General features: G+C 66.6%; 23 protein-coding genes. 13 read left to right on the plus strand and 10 right to left on the minus strand.

The features are described 5' to 3' along the window. Positions 1-5: 5 nt before the first annotated feature. Positions 6-2,138, minus strand: coding sequence for a polyprenyl synthetase family protein (locus ABZX86_RS07070; RefSeq protein WP_355120873.1), 2,133 nt, complete (start codon positions 2,136-2,138; stop codon positions 6-8). Next, entirely contained in the window at positions 2,122-3,558 is a 1,437-nt protein-coding gene (locus ABZX86_RS07075) for a family 2B encapsulin nanocompartment shell protein (protein WP_355120875.1), read from the minus strand. The genes ABZX86_RS07070 and ABZX86_RS07075 overlap by 17 nt, the downstream gene beginning before the upstream one ends. Before the next feature lie 264 nt (positions 3,559-3,822). On the opposite strand from ABZX86_RS07075, the gene ABZX86_RS07080 reads away from it, so the two are divergent. Then, positions 3,823-4,188 (plus strand): VOC family protein, encoded by a 366-nt coding sequence (locus ABZX86_RS07080; RefSeq protein ID WP_355120877.1) that lies wholly within the window; start codon positions 3,823-3,825, stop codon positions 4,186-4,188. Between the two features lie 10 nt (positions 4,189-4,198). On the opposite strand, the gene ABZX86_RS07085 is transcribed toward ABZX86_RS07080, so the two are convergent. After that, positions 4,199-5,215 (minus strand): fused (3R)-hydroxyacyl-ACP dehydratase subunits HadA/HadB, encoded by a 1,017-nt coding sequence (locus ABZX86_RS07085; protein ID WP_355120879.1) that lies wholly within the window; start codon positions 5,213-5,215, stop codon positions 4,199-4,201. 302 nt (positions 5,216-5,517) lie between these two features. Here ABZX86_RS07085 and ABZX86_RS07090 point away from each other — a divergent pair, with 302 nt between their 5' ends. From ABZX86_RS07090 to ABZX86_RS07110, 5 genes are all read left to right on the plus strand, one after another. Further along, a complete protein-coding gene (locus tag ABZX86_RS07090) occupies positions 5,518-6,210 on the plus strand; it encodes a hypothetical protein (RefSeq protein ID WP_355120881.1) in 693 nt (230 codons plus the stop codon). Between the two features lie 87 nt (positions 6,211-6,297). Beyond that, complete coding sequence (locus tag ABZX86_RS07095; protein ID WP_355120883.1) at positions 6,298-6,900, plus strand: DUF4126 domain-containing protein; 603 nt, start codon at positions 6,298-6,300, stop codon at positions 6,898-6,900. A 329-nt stretch (positions 6,901-7,229) separates the two neighbouring features. Beyond that, positions 7,230-7,472, plus strand: a complete 243-nt coding sequence (locus tag ABZX86_RS07100) for a hypothetical protein (RefSeq protein WP_355120885.1) — start codon at positions 7,230-7,232, stop codon at positions 7,470-7,472. Between the two features lie 68 nt (positions 7,473-7,540). After that, complete coding sequence (locus tag ABZX86_RS07105) at positions 7,541-7,750, plus strand: hypothetical protein (RefSeq protein WP_355120887.1); 210 nt, start codon at positions 7,541-7,543, stop codon at positions 7,748-7,750. A gap of 107 nt (positions 7,751-7,857) precedes the next feature. Beyond that, a complete protein-coding gene (locus tag ABZX86_RS07110; protein WP_355120889.1) occupies positions 7,858-8,082 on the plus strand; it encodes a hypothetical protein in 225 nt (74 codons plus the stop codon). A gap of 38 nt (positions 8,083-8,120) precedes the next feature. On the opposite strand, the gene ABZX86_RS07115 is transcribed toward ABZX86_RS07110, so the two are convergent. After that, the gene (locus tag ABZX86_RS07115; RefSeq protein WP_355120891.1) at positions 8,121-8,564 is read right to left on the minus strand and encodes a hypothetical protein; all 444 of its coding nucleotides are present in this window, start codon (positions 8,562-8,564) and stop codon (positions 8,121-8,123) included. 202 nt (positions 8,565-8,766) lie between these two features. Here ABZX86_RS07115 and ABZX86_RS07120 point away from each other — a divergent pair, with 202 nt between their 5' ends. Further along, complete coding sequence (locus ABZX86_RS07120) at positions 8,767-9,387, plus strand: DUF4232 domain-containing protein (protein WP_355120893.1); 621 nt, start codon at positions 8,767-8,769, stop codon at positions 9,385-9,387. A 140-nt stretch (positions 9,388-9,527) separates the two neighbouring features. Here the strand turns inward: ABZX86_RS07120 and ABZX86_RS07125 are convergent, their stop codons facing one another. Next, positions 9,528-10,757, minus strand: a complete 1,230-nt coding sequence (locus ABZX86_RS07125; protein ID WP_355120895.1) for a family 20 glycosylhydrolase — start codon at positions 10,755-10,757, stop codon at positions 9,528-9,530. Further along, positions 10,754-11,707: an alpha/beta fold hydrolase gene (locus ABZX86_RS07130; protein WP_355120897.1), complete on the minus strand. Its 954-nt coding sequence runs from the start codon at positions 11,705-11,707 to the stop codon at positions 10,754-10,756. Before ABZX86_RS07130 ends, ABZX86_RS07125 begins: the two co-directional genes overlap by 4 nt. A 258-nt stretch (positions 11,708-11,965) precedes the next feature. Between ABZX86_RS07130 and ABZX86_RS07135 the strand changes: the two genes are divergently transcribed. The 3 genes from ABZX86_RS07135 (at position 11,966) to ABZX86_RS07145 (ending at position 14,291) form a co-directional block, all read left to right on the plus strand. Continuing rightward, positions 11,966-12,250: a hypothetical protein gene (locus ABZX86_RS07135; protein WP_355120899.1), complete on the plus strand. Its 285-nt coding sequence runs from the start codon at positions 11,966-11,968 to the stop codon at positions 12,248-12,250. 90 nt (positions 12,251-12,340) lie between these two features. Further along, a complete protein-coding gene (locus ABZX86_RS07140; protein ID WP_355120901.1) occupies positions 12,341-13,036 on the plus strand; it encodes a DUF2993 domain-containing protein in 696 nt (231 codons plus the stop codon). 94 nt (positions 13,037-13,130) lie between these two features. Continuing rightward, the gene (locus tag ABZX86_RS07145; protein WP_355120903.1) at positions 13,131-14,291 is read left to right on the plus strand and encodes a hypothetical protein; all 1,161 of its coding nucleotides are present in this window, start codon (positions 13,131-13,133) and stop codon (positions 14,289-14,291) included. Between the two features lie 143 nt (positions 14,292-14,434). Here ABZX86_RS07145 and ABZX86_RS07150 read toward each other — a convergent pair whose 3' ends face one another. Beyond that, positions 14,435-15,385 (minus strand): hypothetical protein, encoded by a 951-nt coding sequence (locus ABZX86_RS07150; protein WP_355120905.1) that lies wholly within the window; start codon positions 15,383-15,385, stop codon positions 14,435-14,437. A 219-nt stretch (positions 15,386-15,604) separates the two neighbouring features. Between ABZX86_RS07150 and ABZX86_RS07155 the strand changes: the two genes are divergently transcribed. Next, on the plus strand, positions 15,605-16,828 hold the full coding sequence (locus tag ABZX86_RS07155) for an MFS transporter (RefSeq protein WP_355120907.1): 1,224 nt from the start codon (positions 15,605-15,607) through the stop codon (positions 16,826-16,828). Continuing rightward, positions 16,825-17,364, plus strand: a complete 540-nt coding sequence (locus ABZX86_RS07160) for a GNAT family N-acetyltransferase (protein WP_355120909.1) — start codon at positions 16,825-16,827, stop codon at positions 17,362-17,364. The genes ABZX86_RS07155 and ABZX86_RS07160 overlap by 4 nt, the downstream gene beginning before the upstream one ends. A 9-nt stretch (positions 17,365-17,373) precedes the next feature. Here the strand turns inward: ABZX86_RS07160 and ABZX86_RS07165 are convergent, their stop codons facing one another. Further along, positions 17,374-17,865 carry an SRPBCC family protein gene (locus tag ABZX86_RS07165; RefSeq protein ID WP_355120911.1) on the minus strand — a complete coding sequence of 164 codons (492 nt, stop codon included), beginning with the start codon at positions 17,863-17,865 and terminating at the stop codon, positions 17,374-17,376. A gap of 2 nt (positions 17,866-17,867) precedes the next feature. Further along, positions 17,868-18,653 carry an SDR family oxidoreductase gene (locus ABZX86_RS07170; RefSeq protein WP_355120913.1) on the minus strand — a complete coding sequence of 262 codons (786 nt, stop codon included), beginning with the start codon at positions 18,651-18,653 and terminating at the stop codon, positions 17,868-17,870. A gap of 78 nt (positions 18,654-18,731) precedes the next feature. On the opposite strand from ABZX86_RS07170, the gene ABZX86_RS07175 reads away from it, so the two are divergent. Further along, positions 18,732-19,313 (plus strand): TetR/AcrR family transcriptional regulator, encoded by a 582-nt coding sequence (locus tag ABZX86_RS07175; protein WP_355120915.1) that lies wholly within the window; start codon positions 18,732-18,734, stop codon positions 19,311-19,313. Positions 19,314-19,450: 137 nt separating this feature from the next. Here the strand turns inward: ABZX86_RS07175 and ABZX86_RS07180 are convergent, their stop codons facing one another. Further along, positions 19,451-21,244, minus strand: a complete 1,794-nt coding sequence (locus tag ABZX86_RS07180) for an ABC-F family ATP-binding cassette domain-containing protein (protein WP_355120917.1) — start codon at positions 21,242-21,244, stop codon at positions 19,451-19,453. Positions 21,245-21,368 lie beyond the last annotated feature (124 nt).

The raw sequence follows: 21,368 nt of genomic DNA on the forward strand, positions 1-21,368 counted from the left end.
GCGAGTCATGGGCTCGGCAGTAGTCGGCGGGCGGTGGCGGTGCCCATACCGGTCGGGCCGCCGAGGCGCCGGATGGGCGGCGGCTCGTTGTGTGCGGTAGCCGTGGAATCCTGCGGGTACCGTTCGGTGCGCGCGAACCATTCCTGCCAGCCCGGCACCCAGTCTCGGAGACCTTCGATGTATCCGAGCACGTTCGAGCTCTCGGCCGGGGTCGAGCCGCACTCTGCGATCATCGCCGGTACCTCGACGTCAGCGATGTACTCGAACTGCTGCAGCCGGGAGCGGGCCAGTTCGCTGGTCATGGTCACCGCCTGATCCAGATCGCAACCGAGGGATTTCCGCAGTACGAAAATCATATTGGCGGGCTCGTTCTCGCTCACAATCTCGCGCTGGTAGGAATGGATGTCGTTGACCAGGATGCTCGCGTCATTGACGCTGTCGACCAGCGAACGCATCGCCGGAGCATTCACGACCGACGCGGGCAGCTCCGCCGCTCGGGCATACTCGATCAGGCACGCGACCACGGGAGCGCCGTTGGTGATGCGCTTGAGTTCGAGGTAGTCGATCGGATTGCTGTTGTGCCGGTGTCGGTTTCGCCGCTCCTGGAGGTTGCCGCCCAGGCATTGCTCGATTCGCTCGCGCGTCCTGCACCGCCAGTCCTGCGACATGCCCGGCGCGGTGCGTGACCACAGATCGGCGAGACCATGTTCGGTGGGGGTGGTCGCCACCGGCACCCGCTGCGCCAGGTCGATTGGCATGAACTGCCCGATCCTTGCCAGCTGATCCTTGACCGACGTCGAATTGCCTTTGCGCTCAATGGCATCGGCGAAGAAGTCGTCGATGTAGAACAGCCACGTATTCCAGTCGGTGAGCACATCGATCTTGCCCACAGGAGCAGCGGGGAACATGTAGCAGGACAGCAGTGCGTAGTCCTCCTTCTCGAACTGCTGCTCGGTCCACGGCGCGATGCCGGCCTGCGTTGTGAACATGGACATGTCCCTGGCCCACGAAAGGGCATGTGCGCGAGCGGTTTCCACGTGCGGGTTGAGCCGGGCCGGGCGAAGTCCCTCGAATGTCGCTGACTGTAGCGGCTTCGCGACGACCGGGGCCGATACACTCGGGCCCGCGCTGAGTTGTCGCGCCAAGGCGACCAGTTCCGCTGCCGCTTTCCGCTCCGGGTTGGCAGCGTGCAGGCAAGTCAGCGCCGAGTCGAGTTGGCGCTGCGCTTCCTGGTACGCCCACGCGCGCCCACCGGCCTCCTCGATGAGGTCGACACAGGTGCGCAGGGCGTTGTCGTCCAATGACTCTGCACTGCAATATATCTCGGCCAGTCGTGCCGCGGCGCCATTGCCCGCGTTGAGCGCGGCCACCACCGGCAGCGACTTCTTGCGGGCACGCAGGTCGGACATCACGGGTTTTCCGGTCGCGGCCGGATCACCCCAGATGCCCAGAAGATCGTCGACCAGTTGAAATACCAGGCCGAGATGCTCACCGAACTGGCGCAGCTGCCAGACCCGCTGCGGTGACGCACCCGCGGACATGGCGCCGAGTTCGCATGCGGCGGCGAACAATGCGCTGGTCTTGTCACCCGCCATCGCCACGCATTCCTCCAGCGGCACATCGGCACGGCCCTCGAAGCCCAGGTCCGCGGCTTGGCCATCGTCGAGCCGCAGCAGCGCCTCGTGCAGCCGGGGTATCCCGTCGGCGGCCAGCGGTGGGCCGTCGGCCACGAGGGCCTCCGCCGCCAGGGTGCTCAGGGCGTCGCCGGCCAGGATCGCGGCGGGCACACCGAAGACGGTCCACGCGGTGGGCCGGTGACGGCGGACGCGGTCCTCGTCCATGATGTCGTCGTGCAATAGCGAAAAGTTGTGTGCCAGTTCAACTGCGACGGCCGCGTTGGTCGCACGCTCGGCGGTGCCGCCGACCGCTTCGGCCGCGAGCATGGCCAAAACGGGCCGCAGCGCCTTGCCGCTGTTCTCCTGCACCGGGTTGCCGTGCTCGTCCCACCAGCCGAAGTGGTAGCCGATGACCCTGCGCAGCGACGGGCTCATCCGATCCGCCGCGGCGCGCAGACCGGGGGCGATCAACCGGCGGGCGCGGAGGAAGGGGTCGGCTCCCGGCTCAGCGCTGATGGCCATTGACGCTCCCGAGCTGAACGTTCTCCAGAACGCCCAGCGCATCCGGCACCAGCACGGCCAGCGAGTAATAGCAGGTGATCAGGTAGTTGACGATCGCCTGCTGATCGATGCACATGAACCGCACGCTCAGACCGGGCTCGCGCTCGTCCACCAGGCCGGTCTTGCGCAGACCGATGACACCCTGCTCGGCCTCGCCGGTGCGCATCACGATCATCGAGGTGGTGCGCCGGTCGCTGATCGGGATCTTCCAGCAGGGATAGATGGGCACACCACGCCATGCGGAGACCCGGCCGCCGAGAACGTGGATGATCTCGGGGGAAATACCCTGCCGTGTGCACTCGTCGTGGAAGGCGGCGATGGCTTCCGGGTGCGCGAGAATGAAACTGGGGTTCTTCCAGACCGTGTTGAGCAGCTGATCCATATCGTGCGGGGTGGGCGGGCCGCTGCGGGTATAGACGCGCTGGCTGAAGTCCGCGTTGTGCAGCAGGCCGAATTCCTTGTTGTTGACCAGCTCGTACTCCTGGCGCTCGCGCACCGCTTCGATGGTCAGTCGCAACTGCTGCTCGAGCTGGTCGATCGGCTCGTTGTAGAGGTCGGAGACGCGGGTGTGCACGCGCAGGATGGTCTGGGCGATGCTCAGCTCGTATTCCCGCGGTTTGAGTTCGTAGTCGACGAAGGTGCCCGCGAGGGGAACCTCTCCGCGATGGCCGGAAATGACCTCCACGTCGGCCTCGCCATGGATGTTCTGCGCCTTGCCCACGGTCCGCTGATAGCGGTCCAGCTGGCTGCGCAGTGTGCCGGACTGCTCGAGCAGCTCCTGAAAGGCCGTTTTGGGCAATGACATGACCGTGCAGGAGGTGGTGGCCTTGACCGAGTAGCTCCAGGCGCAGTCGGGACCGACCAGTGCCTCATCGCCGAAATAGTCACCGTCGGCGATGATTTCCAGGGTCGACTCCTGCCCGTATTCGCCTTCGCTGAGTTTGGCGAGCCGACCGTGTACGAGCAGATAGAGTTCGTCGGCCGGGGCGCCGGCCGCTACCAGGACCTCGCCGGGTTCGTATTCGTGCCGAGTGAACCTGCCCGCCAAGGCATCCAGCACGTCGGTGTCGGCGAACGTCCGCAGCCAGGGCAGTTCAGTCAGCTCAGCCGGAATCACCTGCACCTCGTCGCCGATGGTGTGGAAGTCCAGCCGCCCGTCACCCAGTGTGTAGTTCATTCGCCGGTTGACTCGGTACGCGCCACCGCGCGCCTCTACCCACGGCAGTAGTCCGAGCAGCCAACGAGGAGTGATGCTCTGCATCTGTGGAACAGACTTGGTGGTCGCGGCCAACTTGCGCGCGGCCGCGGTACTGAGGCTGAGATGTCCAGTTCCATTGTGCCCATTGGTATCCGGGCTCAGTTCTGCTGTTGTTTCGGGCATGACTCGACCACCAATCGAATAGGTGAATTGGAGAGCTGTCACACGAAAGCAGCAACAATGACCGGCCAGCCACCATCGGCTTTCCGGCGCTTGCCGTCCATCGGACTTGCTGCTCAAAAGGATAGATCCGAGCCGACACCGCGGGGCTGGAATCAAATAAACCGGCGTGCAACGACATCCGGAACGACCGGGCTCGCGGGATGTTCTGCCTACGAGGGTGATTCGGGCGGATGCAGGACGAAAGGCCGTCGCTATGGTGGAGCGATGGCATCGGTGAGACAGGTCCAAGTCACCTTCGACTGCGCGGAACCTGAGCGCGTCGCTCGGTTCTGGAGTGAGGTGCTGGGGTACGAATATCAGGGTTCGGCGTGCGTTGATCCCTCGGGTGTGGGCCCGCGGCTGTACTTCCAGCGGGTTCCCGAGGGCAAGGTCGTCAAGAATCGGGTGCATCTCGATGTGCGGGTCGGCACGGGGCTTGTGGGTGAGGAGCGCCTGGCCGCACTCGAGGCCGAATGCGCACGACTGGTTGCGCTCGGCGCGGTCCGCGTGCGGCTGCTGCGCGCCGATGGCGTCAATGAGTCGTGCCTGGTGATGCAGGATATCGAGGGCAATGAGTTCTGCCTCGACTGAGTGCCGCCCGCTATTGGAGGCGGATATCCGTGGTGGCCAGGCCGAAAATCTTGCGACCGGCGGACTTTGCGATGAGAACGACTGTGGCGCTTCTGGTTTCCGGGTCGATCGATTTGATTCGGCCGCTGAATTCCACGTCTCCGGCCGAGACCGCTTCTACGACGGTGTAGTTCGACAGGCGGGCTGTGTACCGGATGATGGCACCGGGGTCGCCGAGCCAGTCGGTGACAAAGCCGGCGCCGAGGCCCATGGTGAGCATGCCGTGCGCGATGACATCGGGGAGGCCTGCCAGTGCGGCGACCTCCTCGTTCCAGTGGATCGGGTTCGCGTCGCCGGCGACTCCCGCGTAGTTCACCAGATCGCCGCGGGTCAGCCGGACAGTCCGGGCGGGTAGCTCGTCGCCGACGGAGATGTCGTCGAAGCGGATTGCGGTGTGCGGCACACGCGTTCGCGATACGCGCGAGGGGCGGGGCGCGGGCTGATCCGTCACCTCGGGTCCGGCATAGGGCGACAAGGGCGCGACGTCCACACCGCTCATGACCACACCCTCGATGGCATCGCTGATATCGGCATCGACGTCATCGCTGGTGATGCCGACGAGCGTGGTGTGCATGATCTGCACGATCTGCCCGGATCGGTCCGTGAAGGTATTGGTGACCGTGAGCAGGTCCCTGCCCGCCACACGGCGGACCGAGGACAGTTCGACATCGACGGTCAACCGGTCACCGGCCACGACGGGCTGGTGGAATTCGAAGACCTGGTCGGTGTGCAGGAACGTGTCGTAGCCGGTCATGACGTCCTCGAACAGCACACGATTTGTCCGCATGGCCACAATCGAGGTGAAGGTGGTCGGCGCGACCAGACCGGTGTATCCGAATTCGCCGGCGGCGGATTCGGTCCAGTGCGCTGGATGGTAGGCCTGGACAGCTCGCGCGTATTCGCGGATCTTCTCGCGGCCGACCTCGTAGTAGTCATCGGCGCGATAGCGGTAGCCGATCAGCCCGGCTACGTCGAATGCTGTCTCCATCAAGGCTTCCCTTCATCGTTCGAGCGGCTCCGGATCCGGAGAACCGAATTCAGGAGCGGGAACCACTCTTCCACAGGGAGAGCACACCTGCCGCCGCGCAGGGCGGTGCCGGAATCGGGCAGTGCGCGGGTCCGAAGGTCAACGGGCCGAGGGCATCTCGGGACGCGAGGCCGAGGAGCCGTATGCGACCTGGGACGACCATCGAGGTAGCGGCGGTGAATGACACGTTTCCCGCGGTGGCGGTTCGGCGGTTTCGGCAGCCCACAGATTCGTCGTGAACGCCGACCTGGATGATGGGGCGCATGCTTCCCACCGACCATCTGGCCCAGGCAGACAGTCGCCCAGCGGTGATCGACACGCCCCTCGGCACCGTCGGGTTCTCGCTCACGCTCGGATCGGACGCGCTACCCGCGGCGCCGAATACGCTGTGGTGCTTGCCGAACGGGTCACATCTGCACCGGTGGCAGCATCGCACCGCAACGGTCGATCTGCTGATCGGAAGCATCGAGGTGCCGGCCTGGGACGGCGGCGCGCCGGTGCCGGTGTGGGCCGGAATCTGGCAGGTGCAGGCGCGGGCGCGGGTATCCGGACTGGTCGTCTCGGCCGAAATGACCGATCTGCCCGCTGATGCCTTCGGCGGTCAGGACTCCGGCGAATGCCTTGCGGCGGTGAGTGTCGAGAACGAGCATTTCATGGTGTCGATCGGCGGGCCGGATTCCGAGCTGCTCGCCCTGCAGGCGGCGGACGGACGGCTGATGCCCACCAGCTGGGCGCGGCAGCTGCCGACCGATGAGGATGACTCCGAATACGGTGTGCGGTACGCGGATCCGGCTCGGATCGCGTGGCATCTGCCCGGGTTGGCCAGCACGGAAGTGGCTCGGCTGTGCATTGCGACTGCCTGGTGCCCGCGTGATGATGATCGGCCCGCGGCGTGGTTCGCGGTCGATATTCCGCTCGATACCGCGTATCTGCAGCTCATCGCCGATCCGGCCTGATCGGCACGGAGTCGGTCCGTCGTATCGGGTGGTTCGGCTCGGGGCTAAATACCGGCCCATGTCGGACCGTGGCGTCACACTCTTGGCATGGAGATCACATCGGCCGTCGGGGCGATTCTCGGTGCCTTCGGGCTGTCGGGGGCGGCGGGGCTCAATGCCTGGTTACCGCTGCTGGTGGTGGGAGTGGCCGATCGGGCCGGATGGATCGATCTGGGCAGTTCGTACGGGTGGCTGTCGTCGACTCCGGTATTGATCGGGATCGGGCTGGTGTTCCTGCTCGACCTTGTCGGGGACAAGATTCCCGCATTGGATTCGGCGCTGCACGCTATCGGGACACTGGTGGCTCCGACATCCGGGGCGATTCTCTTCACCGCTGAGAGCAGTCTGTCCTCGCATCTGTCGCCTGCTGTCGCCGCTGTTCTCGGCGCTGTCACCGCGGGCAGTGTGCACGTGGGGAGGTCGGTGGCGCGGCCGTTTGTCACGGGAACCACTGCGGGGCTGGGAAATCCGGTGGTTTCCAGCGCCGAGGACGGGACCTCGCTGGTGCTGACGATCCTGGCGCTGGTGGTACCGGTCGTGGCATTCATCGCGGTGCTGATACTGCTGATCGGGCTGGGCTGGTTGGCATTTCGGGCGGCTCGATGGCTACGCGGCAGGCGGGCGCGGCGGGCGGCGGAGCCGACGCTGTAGTTCACAGCAGACTGGCACCGGTTCACAGCAGACTGGCACCGAAGTCTGACCTTCTTCGCACCCTCGCCTGGTTGATTCAGGGTGCGGGTTCGCCGGTTCGCGGCGGCCCTGATGTCGTAGGAGAGCTGTGTCCACTTCACTCGTTCCCCGCTCCAGCCGCCTTCTCGCCGCAATCTTGCTGGCCGGTGCCCTCGCCGGTGCGCCGGCTGTTGCCGCCGCCGATGCGACCACCGGCGACCCGGGTGGCGGGGCATCCACTACACAGCCGTCGACGTCGCTCGACACTCCAGGGGCAGGGGACGGTCTGGGGACCTCGGGGGCGGGTACCGATGCGGGCGCGGGCGCAGGCACGAGCGCTGGGGCAGGGGCTGGCGCTGGAACGGGTGCAGGGACAGGCGCTGGGGACGGTGCCGGAGCAGGCGCAGGTGCCGGAGCAGGCGCGGGTACCGGAGCAGGCGCTGGTGCCGGAGCAGGTGCGGGTACCGGAGCTGGCACTGGCGCTGGCGCTGGAACAGGCACGGGCGCAGGCGGTACGGGCGCGGGTGCCGGAGAAGGCTCGCCGGGCACGGTAAACCCCGGTGGTCCCAACATTCCCACCTCGCCCGATCCGGTTACTCCCCCGCCGACTCCGCCGCCGAACTTGACCGAGCCGTGCGATCTCACCGATACCAGCTGCCTGCTCGCCAATCCGACCGATCCCAACAGTCCGCTGAATCCGAACAATCCGGCCAGCCCGCTCTACTTCCAGAACCACAACCAGGACAGCTCCCCCACTCCCGGTGACGAACCGGGCGATTCGACCGGTCCCAGCGGCGGATTGGGTGGCCTGCTGCCCAGCCTCAGCGGCTAGAAGCACCCGCAAGACCCGTTGGGGTTCACCACATTTGCCACGGCCGACGAGTAGATTCGAGCCGAAGCTCTCCACAACGCCACGGCACAATGAGGTGAGGAGTACGGATGGTCGAAGCTTGGAGCGGCCAGAGCGGGCATGGGCCGTTCGATGTCATATTCGACGGCAATGTCTACCGGAACCACTGGCGGGTGGAGGCGAGTCACTGTCCCGGCGATGTGGAATCCGCTCCGGAGGGGAATCCGTGGCGCTTCCTGCGGGAGGCGACGGCGGACGAGAGGGAGACGATCGGCAACCCGACGTCATGCGAGCCGGAAAAGTCGTCGGGCTGACCGATGGTCAAATGCTCAGGCTTGCTGGGTAATCCGGTCTACGTGGTCGTGGTGCCCGACCAGCCGAAGCTGAAGCTGTGGCCCTTCGAATTGCACCCGATCGCGCCGCGTCCGCCGCCGTAGCAGGTGGCGCCCGCATAGGTGATGGTCGAGCTGATCTCGGTGTTCGGGAGGGAGTTGGCATCGGAGCGACCGTACGGGCCGAACACGCCGAAGGTCGGGTGCGCGGGCAGGAATGCCACGTCGATGGCGAGATCGGTCACCGGAATCACGTTCAGCCACTTGGCGATACCGGATTGGATGTCACAGCCCGCGGTGCCATCCGGCTTGATCGAGCACTGTGCGTAACCCACATTGAAGTAGACGGTGTCACCGATCAGATAATCGTTCGGATTCACCGCATCGGCATTGGCGGTGCCCGTACCAACCATCGAAATCGCTGCTGCTGCCACGGCCATACCTGCGAAGACACGCATTTTCATTCGTTTCTCCCTTCGATGTTCTGTCCCGACCGATCTTGGACATTACCCGCAGCGGTGCAGATCGGTGATGGGGATTGCCGACACGGTGTTACGCGCGCGGGCCCGCATCCGATAGGCAGGTATAGCACCGCTATTCGTGGTGCCGACTGCGTATCGAATCCGAATCACGGTGTGCCGGTTGCGATCAGAGATGGAGAGACTGATGACAGCTCTGAAAACCACTGCCGCGGCATTGCTCGCGGTCGGCACGCTGGCACTGGCGGGATGCGGTTCCGGCAGCACCAGCGCCGGACCGTCGACCGTCACCGCGCCCGGCACCACCACCGCGCCGGCCACCGCAACCGACGGCGGCACCTCCGGCCCGAGCGCCACCACCTCCGCGAGCACCCCCGCCGGCCTGGGACTCTGCCGCACCGCCGATCTGAAACTGTCCAAAGGCCGATCCGATGGCACAGCGGGTAGCACCTACACCCCACTCATCTTCACGAACGCCGGACCGAAGCCCTGCACTGTGACCGGATTCCCCGGCGTCTCGCTCGCCGACAGCAATACCGGCGACCCGATCGGAGCCCCCGCCGATCGAGACAAACCGAAGCCGACCATCACCCTGGGAGTCAACGAGCAGGCCTCAGCCCTACTTCGCATCACCGACGCCGGAAACTACGGCGACAGATGCCGGCCGGTCACCGCCGCAGGCCTGCGAATCTACCCGCCGGACAACACAGAATCGATCTTCCTGCCCTCAGAACTCAGCGCATGCGCCAACACCGATGTCCATCTGCTGGAGATCTCGTCGCTCGTGCCCGGTGCGACAGGGAGTTGATCACCGGGTTTCCGCGGCGTAGGGCAGTCCTGCGCCTAGAGCCCAGTTGTCCTGGAAACTGGGAGACAAGACTGCGCCAGGCACTCTGGCCCGCCGCGAATCCCGTGGCGCCCAGGGCGTGGCAGAATTTACTCGGCCTGTCAGTGGCCCGCGATACGGTCGCTCCCCGCGTCGCGAGCGACGTCCGCGACGTCGGCGGCGGTTCCGCTGAATCGGGGATCGCGGCACCGTAGTGCGAAGGCGGCCAAGGGTTCTGCGATATCGCGGAAGACCTCGTCCTCGGTCTGTGCCGATGGGGTGTCGCACCAGATCGAGAAGACCGCGCCGGCGAGTTGGTCCGGGTACGGCGGGCCGTCGAGGTTCTGCGGGCCCGCCAGCTCGAGGGGAATCGGGCCCGGCGCCGACAGCGGCAGCATCGGGCTGAAATGGCCTGGGGCCCAACCGCTGTCGAGGATGCTCGCGGCCGTCGGGTGGGGGTAGACGAGGGAGTTGCCGAGCACGTAGTAGAGCTGGCGGTCGTTGAAGTTCACGAGCGTGTGGCCGGCGTCGAGGAACTGGCGCATCGGGACCTGCCCGGGCAGGGAGTGCGTCCAGTAGTGCACCACGATGTCCGGCGACAACTGCACCACCGGACTGCGCAGCATGCCGTCGTTCCACACGCTGACGATGTACCCGTGAGCCTGAAGGCGGTGCGCGAGGCGGTTGGCGATGCCGGTGCTGAGGTCGTGCTGGGTGGCGTCGGGCCCGTACAACTGCCGGGCCCGGTCATCGAGATTCGAATACAGTCCCTCGATCGACACCGCGCCCAGGAATTCGTCGAATCCCAAGTTCCAGTGCGTCGAATCGGGGAAGACTTCGGCGTAATCGTCCAGCAAATTCTCGGCGAGCTGCAGTGCGCTCTCGTTGGTGATGTCGAGCGCGGTAGGAAGCGTGCTGCCGAATCGGTTGGGCAGCTGGAACTCTGGGTGCGCACGCAGCACCGCGCCCATATGCCCCGGCATATCGAATTCGGGGACGATCGAGACGCCCAGATCCGCGGCGAATCCGATGAGTCCGGCGATCTCCGCCCGGGAGTACTGCCGGCCGTCATTGATCTCCGGATGCCGCTCGCTGACGATCCGAACGCACTCGTTCTCCGAGAAGTGCAGGTGCAATTCGTTCAGGCCGAGATCGGCACTGTATCGGACCAGGCGCTGGAGCCATTCCACGGTGAAGTACTTCCGCCCCACGTCCACCAGCACGCCGCGGCGCGCCACCGGCCATTCGACCGGACCCGATGAGGCGGGCACGGCGGCGGCGGCGGAGCGCCCCAGCAGCGGAACGACGGCCGCACCGAGTCCGAGTCCGAGTGCCTGTCTGCGGCTGATCATCGGGTCACCGTAACCGGAGCTTGCGCCGGGCAGGACACTCCGGCGTAGGCCGGGTCGAGCGCCTGCTGCACCAGGAATCCGACCGTGGGTGATTGCGGCAGCGTGCCGTGGTCGAAAGCGTCTGCAGGGCACAGGTCTTGGACCCAGACGTTGTCGACGTGGGCGCCCGGGCCCGCGGTCAGAAAGGTGGCTTCCGGCGGGGTGGAAACCTTGTCCACACGACTGGCGACGACCGTGTAGTCGATGCCGGGTTCGGTATCGCCGCCTGCGTTGAGCTGCTGGACGAAGGCGCTGCCGACCAGCTGCTGTACCGCGCCCACGCCGACCACGCGCGCGGCGATCCCCTCGGCGGATCCGGCGGAACTGCCGTTGTCGAGCAGGGTGTTCAGGCTATTCATGGTGGTCCCGTGATTGGTGCCCGCTATCGAGACGAATTTCTCGACGTGTGGCGCTCCGCCGTCGAAGCGCAGGTACTCGCGTGCCACCAGCGCACCTTGGGAGTGGGCGACGATATCGACCTTCGCCGACGCAGTCGCGGTGCGTACTCGTTCGACGAAGGTCTCCAATTGGTGCGCTGAATCCGTGATGTCACCGGTCGCGAATACGCCGGGTCGCGCACCCATGAGGCTCGTGGTGTCCCGGCCGTAATCGAGTGAGAAGACGCAGTAGCCCTGGACTTTCAATTGCGGGGCGAGAACGTCCCAGTCGTTCTGGTTGCCCCAGGTGCCGTGCACCAGCACCACCGGCTCGCGGTGTGCGGCGGCGGGACGGCAGGACCAGTCGTCGGAGCCCTGCGGCGGCACACTGCCATCGGGTTTGCTCGCGACACTCGCCTGCCCGACGTCCGCGGATGGCCCGGCGGAATCCGCCAGTGCAGGCGGTGCGCAGAGGCCGGCCACGACACCGGTGATCAGGCCCGCCATCGCCATGCGCTGCCGAGTGGTGTTCACGTCGATCGAAATCCCTTCCCCGGGATGCAGTCCACGCCGCTCGCCGCGGGCACGGCCGCGGCGGCTGGACGTCGTGACGAAAACCGTACAGTGCACGGTTTTCAACCGCAAAACCTGTGACACGAACCGATGCACGCCTCCTCGGCCCAGGTCGCCGCGGGTGTGTGATCCTGATCAACAATCCGCAACAGTTACTGTTCAGCTACAGATAAGTGGGTAGTCCCAGAGCAATTCCGAACCGTTTCCACAGGAGGATCGATGAAGCAGCGTGTAGCGATACTGACCGCAGCGGTGGGCACCGTCCTCGCGGCGCCGATGTTGATGACCGCGACCGCGAATGCCGATGTGTGGCAACCGGTGCCGGGTATTTCGATTCCGCTGCCCGACGGCGTGTTCCGGGGGCTGCCCGGCGTCATCGCCACCCCGCCGCCCGGACCCTCGCACACCGAGGGCGAATCCTGTGAGGGCGACGGTCACTGGGTCCATCTCGACGGCGGCAATGCCGCCCACTACGGCACCGATTGGATGTGCGCCCACATGTGACACCGTCCGGGTCCAGCCGGCGGGCGGGTCGGGGGCGCCGGCCGGCCGGGATCCACAGCATGATGGTGGGATGGTTGAGCGGGTGAGCGCATGCGCGCATTGGTGACATTGATCGTTCTGCTGGGGATCGGGGCGGTGATCGGCGACCGGGTGGCAGTCGTGATGGCGCAGAACGAGATCGGGCGCAAGATCGCCGCCGACTACAGCCTGCCGCAGCAGCCGAGGGTCACGATCGGCGGTATTCCGTTCCTGACCCAGGCCGCCGACGGCAAGTATCACGACATCGGTATTCAGGTGGGCGACTGGAGCGAGCAGAACCTCACGGTTCACGATCTCGACGTCCAACTGACCGATGTGTCGGCGCCGCTGACCGACCTGGTTCACAATCGCACTTCGAACCTGGTCGCGGCCACCGCGACGGCGACCGCGGTGGTCCCCTACGACGCCGTGAAGGGATTCGCGCCGTCGGGAGTGGAGTCGATCTCGAACAGTCCGGACGGGCTGCGGGTGACGGGGACCTTCTCGGTAGAGGGGCTTTCGGTGCCGGGGACGGTTGTCGTGACCGTCGCACCGACCGCCGACGGTATCGAAGTCACTCCGGTCTCGGTCCAGGCCGCGGCGGGCGGACCCGCGATTCCGCTGGCACTGCTGCGCCAAACCCTCGCCTTCACCGTGCCGCTGCAGCGGCTGCCGCTCGGTGCGCGGTTGACGGCGATCCAGCCGGGCCCCGACGGCCTGCATGTGACCGCCGCCGCGCAGAACGTGCACTTCTCCGACCTGCAGTGAGCCGGGGGCGACTCAGACGATTCCAGCTTCCCCCGCTCTGTCGGCCCGCACCGCTAGGCTCGTCGAACAGACTGGCGAAAAGGCAGGGGCCACTGTGACGAGTAGCGAGCGGACGAGCGAGCGTGAGGCGATCTCCTTCGGGTTGGAGGATATCGACGAGGTGCTGGCCGCGATGGCCGGTGAGCAGGCCGTCGATCGGCCGCGGGAGGGCGAGCTCATCACCTGCCGGCTCGGGCTGGACGGGGAGCCGCCGGAGACGCTCACACTGCTCGGCGCGCGGTTCGGGGTATCGCGGGACCGGGCGCGGCAGCTGTACACCCGGGCGGTCGGGAATATGGTGCGGCAGGCGCAGAATTCGGGCGTGCACGATCTCGGGGTGTTCACCGAGCGGTATCCGGTCGGCTGGAGCGATGAGCGGCTGGTCCGCACACTGCTCGCCGAAACGTATGCCACCGACAGCGATATCGCCGCACAGGACCGCGCGTATCTGAAGCTGCGGCTGGCGGGGCACGATCTGCAGGAATCGAAACGGCTGGCGGGCTTCGTATTCCAGCGCATCGCGGGCTGGCAGCAGAAGGGGCGCTGGCATCTGCTGCCGTCGCAGCAGGCGGACGAGGTGCCCGCGGGCGTCTGGAATCCCTGGCTGCACCGGGTCGAATGGGGTGACGGGACGCCTGCTGAGCTGCCCGCCGCGCCGGCCCGCACGCTCGATCTCGGTGATGACGGACGCGGGTTCGTGTACTCCGAAAAGCTCGGCCGGGAAACAACTTTCGATACCGGACTGCAGGCGCGGCTGTTCCGGCTGCTGGACGGGAGCGAGCGGGTCGAGACCTTTCAGGAGTACCCGGTCGAGATCGGCTACGAGATCGACGGCAGCGAACGACTGCACTACCCCACCGCTGCCGTCCGCTTCACCGATGGCCGGGTGGTGCTCATCGATGTCATACCGCTGGGCCACACCGCCTTCCACGTCAATCGCGTGAAGTCCACCGCCGGCCGCGCGTACGCCCACGCACACGGATGGGGATGGCTGGTGTGGACCGGAACCGACTGGGGCGTCACCGACCTCGCACAGCACAGCGTCGCGGCGCGGCACGAGAACATACTGCGGAACCGGCTGGCCAAAGGGCCGGTCGACTGGACGGAGCTACGCCGGTATCGCGACGACACCGGCATTCAGCTGCTGGACCTGGCCGCCATGGTGCTGCGGCACCAATGGCGCTGGGACCGTGGGCCGTTCCGGCTCAGCCGCTAGCACGCGCTGCGTCCCGCCCGCACCCGCCGGGAGCAGCTCCTCGTCATCCCGGCGCGTTTTTGGCCGGGATCCAACTGTGGATCCCGGCCAAATGCATGCCGGGATGACGAGGAGGACCTACGCCGGGGCATGAGCGGGGTGAGCTATTTGATCAGCAGGCCCGCACCGATGAACGCGACGATGATCAGCAGGGCGAACCAGGAGATGAGTTGCCAGTGCGCCAGCGCTGTCTTCTGAGCTGCCACGGTGATTCGGAGGGTGGCGTCGACTCGCGCGTGATCGGCGAGGCGGCGGCGGACCTGGGCCAGATCGTCGGCCTGCTGCTGGGCCGAGACCTCGGCGCGCTCGAGGCGGCCGGTCAATCTCAGCATCTGCTTGGTCTTGTCGCGGGTGGCCTTGCGGGCCAGGGCCAGTGCGGTGCGCTGGTTCATGATTTCCTGGCGCTGGCGCGCGATGACCGTGGCCTGTGTGCGCGTGTGCCGTTCCCAGTCCGTCACCATCGCCCAACCTCCCGTGTGCTCGTCGCGGAAGCCGTACGCGAGCTCCTGCGCGACCCATCCCGTGATGAACTCCCGTAATTCACAGGCGGTTTGGCTGGGTGACACCACCCCACCGGGGCCCGCGGCCAGCAGGCCGCCCAGCGCACGATAGTCGCAAGAGGCCGGGGCGAAGTCGTCGAGGCCCAGCGCGGGCAGCTGCGAGGTCCAGAATCCGGGCGGTGTGATCCACAGCACTTCACTACAGCCGCCGGTGCGCAGCGCCGCGGTGAGCTGCTTCGCGCGCACCAAATCCGGTGGCGTAGTGGATACCTCGATGGCGCAGACACGATCGTCCATGCGCCACAGCAGATCTGGGGTCAGTGTTCCGATCGGAGCATCGACCTGCACATCCTCCACACCGGCGGCCAGCAGCCGGGCGCGTAGCCAGAACTTCAGCCGCTGTTCGTCCCATTGGCAGTCCGGGCAGCCGGGTTCCCGGCAGCGGTCCGCTGGCCGATGCCCGCGCGAATCCGTCACCGCTGATTTCTGATTCGGTTCCGGATCGGCGAGAGCCACCGATTGCCCGCGCGGAACTTCCACTCGCCTCGTGCTCACACGATCACCGCCCCAGCCACTTCTCCATGGGCCGCTTCCGATGCGCCCGGAAACCACCGGCCCACGCCGTACCTTCCAGAGTGCCGCAGTGCACAGCCCCCTCGGCAGGAAAGCGGCAAGATTCGTTATCCAACCGCGAGCGGTACGTAATGAAGTGCCGCGCGGATTGTTATCCGTGCCCGGGATGCCGGACTGCTTTGCCGCCGCTACTCTTTCGGGATGCTCCCCCCGCAGACCACGAACCCGCTGCTCCGCGCGGCGCGCGCGGCGAATTCGGTGGCGTTCGCGCTGCAGGGATTCTTCCTGGCCGTCGTGCTGACCGAACTGCCGCAGCAGCGTGACAAGTTCGGCCTCACCGATACCTTGATCGTGGCGGCTGTGGCGCTTCTCTCACTGCTCGCGGGCGTCGGCAGCATCACCGCCGAGAAGGTCGCACTGCACTTCTCCAGTCGGACCGCATTGCGCATCGGTCTGCTGCTCATCGCCGCCTCGGGTGTCGGAGTCGCGTTCTCCCCGAACAAGATAGTGCTGTTCGTGACGCTGGGCGTGTACGGCCTGGCGGTCGGCATCGTCGATGCGGGCACGAATATGCAGGCGGTGTTCATTCAACACGGCTACGGCCGGTTCGTGCTGTCCTCGTTCTATGCGGCGTGGAGTGCCGGGTCGATCACCGGTGCGCTGTTCGTCGCGGCTTTCGAGGGTCTGCATGTATCCCTGCGCATCTCGATCCTGACGGCCGTGCTGGTGGTGCTGGCCGGGGCGCTGCTCGCGGGGCCGCGCCTGCTCGGCACCCAGGAGGCCGAGGCCGGGCCCGCCGAGCCGGAGCCCGCCGGCACGGTGCCGGTGCGCATCTTCCTGGCCTTCGGTGTGATCGTGGCGCTCGCCTTCGCCATCGACTTCGCGGTCGGCAACTGGTCGGCGCTGTATCTGACCGATGTGCTGCTGTCCTCCTCCGCTACCGCCGCCCTGGCGCTGGCCGCGTATCAGGGAGCATCGCTGGTCGGCCGCCTCACCGGTGATCTGTGGGTGCGGCGGTTCGGACCGCGCGCGGTGGTGCGCGGTGCGGCAGTGGTCGGTTCGATCGGCTTGCTTGTGGTGGTCACCGCACCCGCCCCGATTGCCGCCATTGCCGGATTCCTGGTCGCCGGTATCGGGCTGCCGCTGATCGTGCCGCTCTGCTTCAGCGAGGCCGGGCAGCTCACCAGCGGACGCGGCCTGGACGCGCTCATCGCCCGGCTCAACCTCTTCAATTACGGCGGCACCATTGTCGGCGGCGTGGTGGTCGGCGTGATCGCGGACGCCTCGAATCTGCGCGCCGGATTCGCGGTGCCGCTGGTGTTCGCGGTCGTGCTGATCGGCTGTGCGCGGGCCTTCCACACCCGCGCGGGAGCGGCAGAGGTCACAGCACAACCGGTGACCGGTCATGTTTCACTGGACGGGTGAGCAACTCCCCAGTCACCGTCACGCGGGCGGTACCCGCGGATGCGGTAGCGCTGGGTGACGTCGCGGCGGTCACCTTTCCGCTGGCCTGCCCGCCGGAATCCACACCCGCCGATATCGCCGCTTTCATCGACGACGTGCTTTCCCCCGCGCGATTCGGCGAATACCTCGCAGACCCGGATCGCACCGTGCTCAAGGCGGTTTCCGATGCGCGGATCGTCGGCTACTCCCTGCTCCACGCGGCCGAGCCCGCCGATCCGAAGGTCGCGGCCCTGATCGATCTGCGGCCGGTCATCGAGATCAGCAAGATGTATGTGCTGCCCGGGCACCATGGCAATGGCGTCTCCGGGGCGCTCATGGGTTCCGCGCTCGACCAGGCCCGTGCGGCCGGGCGCGCGGGCGTATGGCTGGGCGTGAATCAGCAGAATGCGCGGGCCCAGCGCTTCTACCGCAAACACGGATTCGAGATCGCGGGCACCAAGACCTTCACCGTCGGCTCCCAGCTGCACCACGATTACGTCATGCAGCGGGCGTTCTGAGCTGACAGGTCAGGTGGGGTTGGCGCTCGCATAGCGGGCGAGACCGGCGGCGAAGGATTCGAACATCGGCTGGAAAACTGTTCGTACCAGGCGGGATTCGATGGGTCGCAAGGCCGCGGCGGGATCCAGGTGGACCTGCCAGATCAGCTTGCACCGATCGGCTCCCACCGGCTCGAAGGTGATGTCCTCGATCATCCTGTGTGCCAGGGGAATCGACATGGCGTCGGTGGAGAAGGCGAATCTGACACCGGGCTCCCACGCCAGGAAGCGCTCACGGACGGTGATCCAGCGCAGGTGGATGTCACGCACCGTGGCGGCATCGTGCGGGGCTGTGCCGTACCACGTGGTGGCCCGATAGCCCTCCGCCCAATCCCGCTGGCCTTCACCGGCGGCCAGGACGGCGAAGGTGCGTTCCGCAGAGGCCGAGACCAGGCGTTCGCTGTGCAGGTGGTGACGCATTGCCGGGATATCGCCGAAGTAGCTGGGCCGTAGGGCGTACATGATTACTTGGCCCCCACCAGATTTCGCGTCACCCGAATGGTGGCGCGGCGCGGGAGCACTCGCGGCAGCCGGGACGACCAGCGGTTCGCGCAGCCGGAGACCACACTCGGCGGACGCCGGCGCTGATCCAGTGCGCGCATGGCGGTCTCGACGACCTGGGCGGGGGTTTGACGCTTTCCCACGCTCGCGGATTCGCCTGCCACATCGAAGAATTCGGTATCGGTCGCGCCGGGGCACAGCGCCAGGGCATCGACTCCGCTGCCTTCGAGTTCACCCCACAGCGCCTCGGTGAACGAGAGGACAAACGCCTTGGTCGCACCGTAGACGGCCATGAAAGGGATGGGCTGGAATGCCGCTGTCGAGGCGATATTCACGACGGCTCCCCGGCCGCGCGACACCATGCCCGGCACCAAGGCTCGCGTAAGAGCCACTACCGCAGCCACATTTACCGCTATCTCGTTGTTCATCCGGGTGGCGTCCTGCTCGGCGAACGTGCCGTGGGTGGCGAAACCGGCATTGTTCACCAGCACATCGATGGGTGTGCCCGAGGCGGCGAGGGTCTGGGCGAGGCGATCCACCTCCGAGAGCAGCGACAGGTCGGCGCTCACCACCTGGACCCGGACGCCGTATTCGCCCTCGATGCGGGTCGCCAGTTCACGCAGTCGATCCTCTCGCCTGGCGACGAGCACCAGATTGCACTGCCGCCGCGCGAGCACGGTGGCGAATTCGGCGCCGATTCCGCTGCTCGCACCGGTGATTACCGCCGTCGAACCGTTCCATTGATCCATGATCATCTCCTGAAGGTGAACAGGTGTTCAGTGAGTTAAACTTAACACCTGTTCAGTGATTGCTGTCAAGGAGGTCCGATGAGTACTGCGCGACCACGGCGGGTGCGCGGCGAAGGCGAGCAACTGCGCGGCGAGCTGGTCACGGCCGCCATCGACCTACTGCTGGAGCCGCAGGCGGTGCCCGCGCCGTCGCTGCGGGCCATTGCTCGCGCCAGCGGGGTCGCGCCGAGTGCGGTGTACATGCACTTCCCCTCGCAGGAGGCGTTGATGTACGCCGTCACCGAGGAGCTGTTCGGGCGCCTTCGCACCGCGTTGGATGCCGGTGAGACCTCCGAGGGCACACCCGAGACACGGCTGCGATCGCTGATCGGCGCGTATCTCCAGTGGTCCCGGGACTACCCGGGCGCGTACCAGCTGCTCTTCGAACGGCCCGATCCCGCAATCGATTCCGGCGCCGGGCCCGGCCTGGATCTGCTCGATCGGTTGGCCGACCTGCTCCAGGTCGCGGGCGCCGGCGCCGATCGCACACTGTCGCTGCGGATCTGGAGCGTCCTGCACGGCATCGCCTCGCTCCGGATCCACAAGCCCACCGCCCCGTGGACATCCGCACCCGAGGACGAGGCGTGGGCGATCATCCGCGCGCTGGGCGAGCTGCCGTGAACGATCGCCCCACGCGCAGCGGATGAACCACCGTGAATGACCGCTCCACGACGAGGTAAATCAGCGGAACCACTGTGGGCGACCGCACGATGCCTGCGCATGCGGCGGGTGCACCACCCCGGACGAACTCGACATGACTAGGTTGTGCGGTGAAGATGCTGCGACGCAACCATTTCCAAGCGTCGTCCCCGGAACTGCGCCCGCATCCGGCGATCGTGGGTGACCAGCACGACCGCACCCGCGAATCCGAGCAAAGCCTGCTCCAAGTCCTCCACCAGGGCCGGTGACAGGTGGTTGGTCGGTTCGTCCAACAGCAGCAGCTCCGCGGGATCGCTGACCAGCCTGGCCAATTCGATACGGCGGCGCTGCCCATAGGACAGCTCACCGATCCGCAGCCCCAGATCCGCCGGACGAAACAGCCCGAGCGCGAGCAGCTGCTCCGCATACTCGTCAGCACAGCCGAGACGATCGGACGCGAACGCATCCAGAACAGTCCGATCCGCCGCCCACGGCGATTCCTCCTGCCGCAGATGCCCAACCCGTCCCCGCACCGTCACCACACCTCGATCCGCCACCAACTCCCCCGCCAGCAATCGCAACAGCGTCGTCTTCCCGACCCCATTCGGACCGGTCACCAACACCCGGTCCCCCGCACCGATCCGCCACTCCCCCAACCGCAACCGCCCCTCCACCACCACATCGGCAAGCTCGGCAACCGGCAGCTCGGACAACCCACCGGCCGGGCCACCCTCGGCGCCGAACCGCCGCGGACCGTCCGCATACCCGGCGACCCCTCGCTCCGGTGACGCATCCGCTGAACGGTTCTCAGCGCTGATCGGCAGCGGACCCTCCGCGACCCGCTCGGCATACTCCCAGACGCGCGGTTCCGGTGACTCCTCCGCTTGCCGCCACTCGGTAGTGAAACGCAGGGGATCAGGCGGGGCGGCAGCGGGATTCGCGGTCAGGCGGTTTACTCGTTCCTTGGCGTTGCGGATGCGGGACATGGCGCCGTGGCCTCGGCTACGGGTGCGGAAGGGGCCGGCGGCGAATACTGCCAGTGGGAGTTTGCGTGGAATCGATTCCAGGCGGGCCACATTCGACTCGGCCAGGTGTCGGCTTCGCGTCAGCTCGGACTGCCAGGCGTCGTATTCCTGCTGTCTGCGTTGGCGTTCGGCGGCTTTCGCGGTGAGGTATCCCGGGTAGCCGTTGCCGTGGCGCGAGACGCGGCCGGCGTCCACTTCCAGTACCACCGAGGTGATGCGTTCCAGGAATACGCGGTCGTGGGTGACGGCGACGATCGTTCCACGATGTGCGCGTAGGTGCTGTTCCAGCCATTCGACGGCGGTGTCGTCGAGATCGTTGGTCGGCTCGTCCAGCAGTAGGAGCTCCGGGGCGGACGCCAGGGTGGCCGCGAGGGCCAATCGCCGGAGTTCACCGCCGGACAGCGTGCCCAGCAGGCGATCTCGGGCGAGGCCAGGGAGGCCGAGTCCGTGCAGCGCGGTCGCCACGCGCTGATCGATCTCATAGCCGCCGCGTGCTTCGAAGCGCAGCAGCAGATCGTCGTAGGCGGCCAGTCGCCTACCGAGCGGGCCCGGAGCGATGAGCGCCAGTTCGGCGGACCGCAGGCGCGCCTCGAGGTCGCGAATATCGTGCAACGCCAGGTTGATTGCGTCATCGACGGTAGCGGTCGGGGGCAGGTCCAGGGTTTGGGCCACATAGCCCATCCCGCCCGGTGATTGGACGATGACGTCGCCATTGTCTGGGCGCTCGCGGCCGGCCATCAGGCGCAGCAGCGTCGATTTGCCGGAGCCGTTGTCGCCGACGACGCCAACCTTGTCGCCGGGGCGGATGGACAGACTGACGCGGTCGAGCACGACGGAATCGTGGTAGCGCTTGGTGATTTCGGACAGCGTGAGTTGGCCGATAGGCATGGGTATCCCCTGTTCTCGGTTAGGAACCGGATCGCGGTGAGTGATCGACGCGGAGCGAATGCTCGACGCGTCGCCGGGGCGATTTACAGGAAGAAGTAATGCATGAGGGTTGCAAAGTTAGCGC

The organism is Nocardia sp. NPDC006630 (genome assembly GCF_040611495.1).
Taxonomy (GTDB): Bacteria; Actinomycetota; Actinomycetes; order Mycobacteriales; family Mycobacteriaceae; genus Nocardia.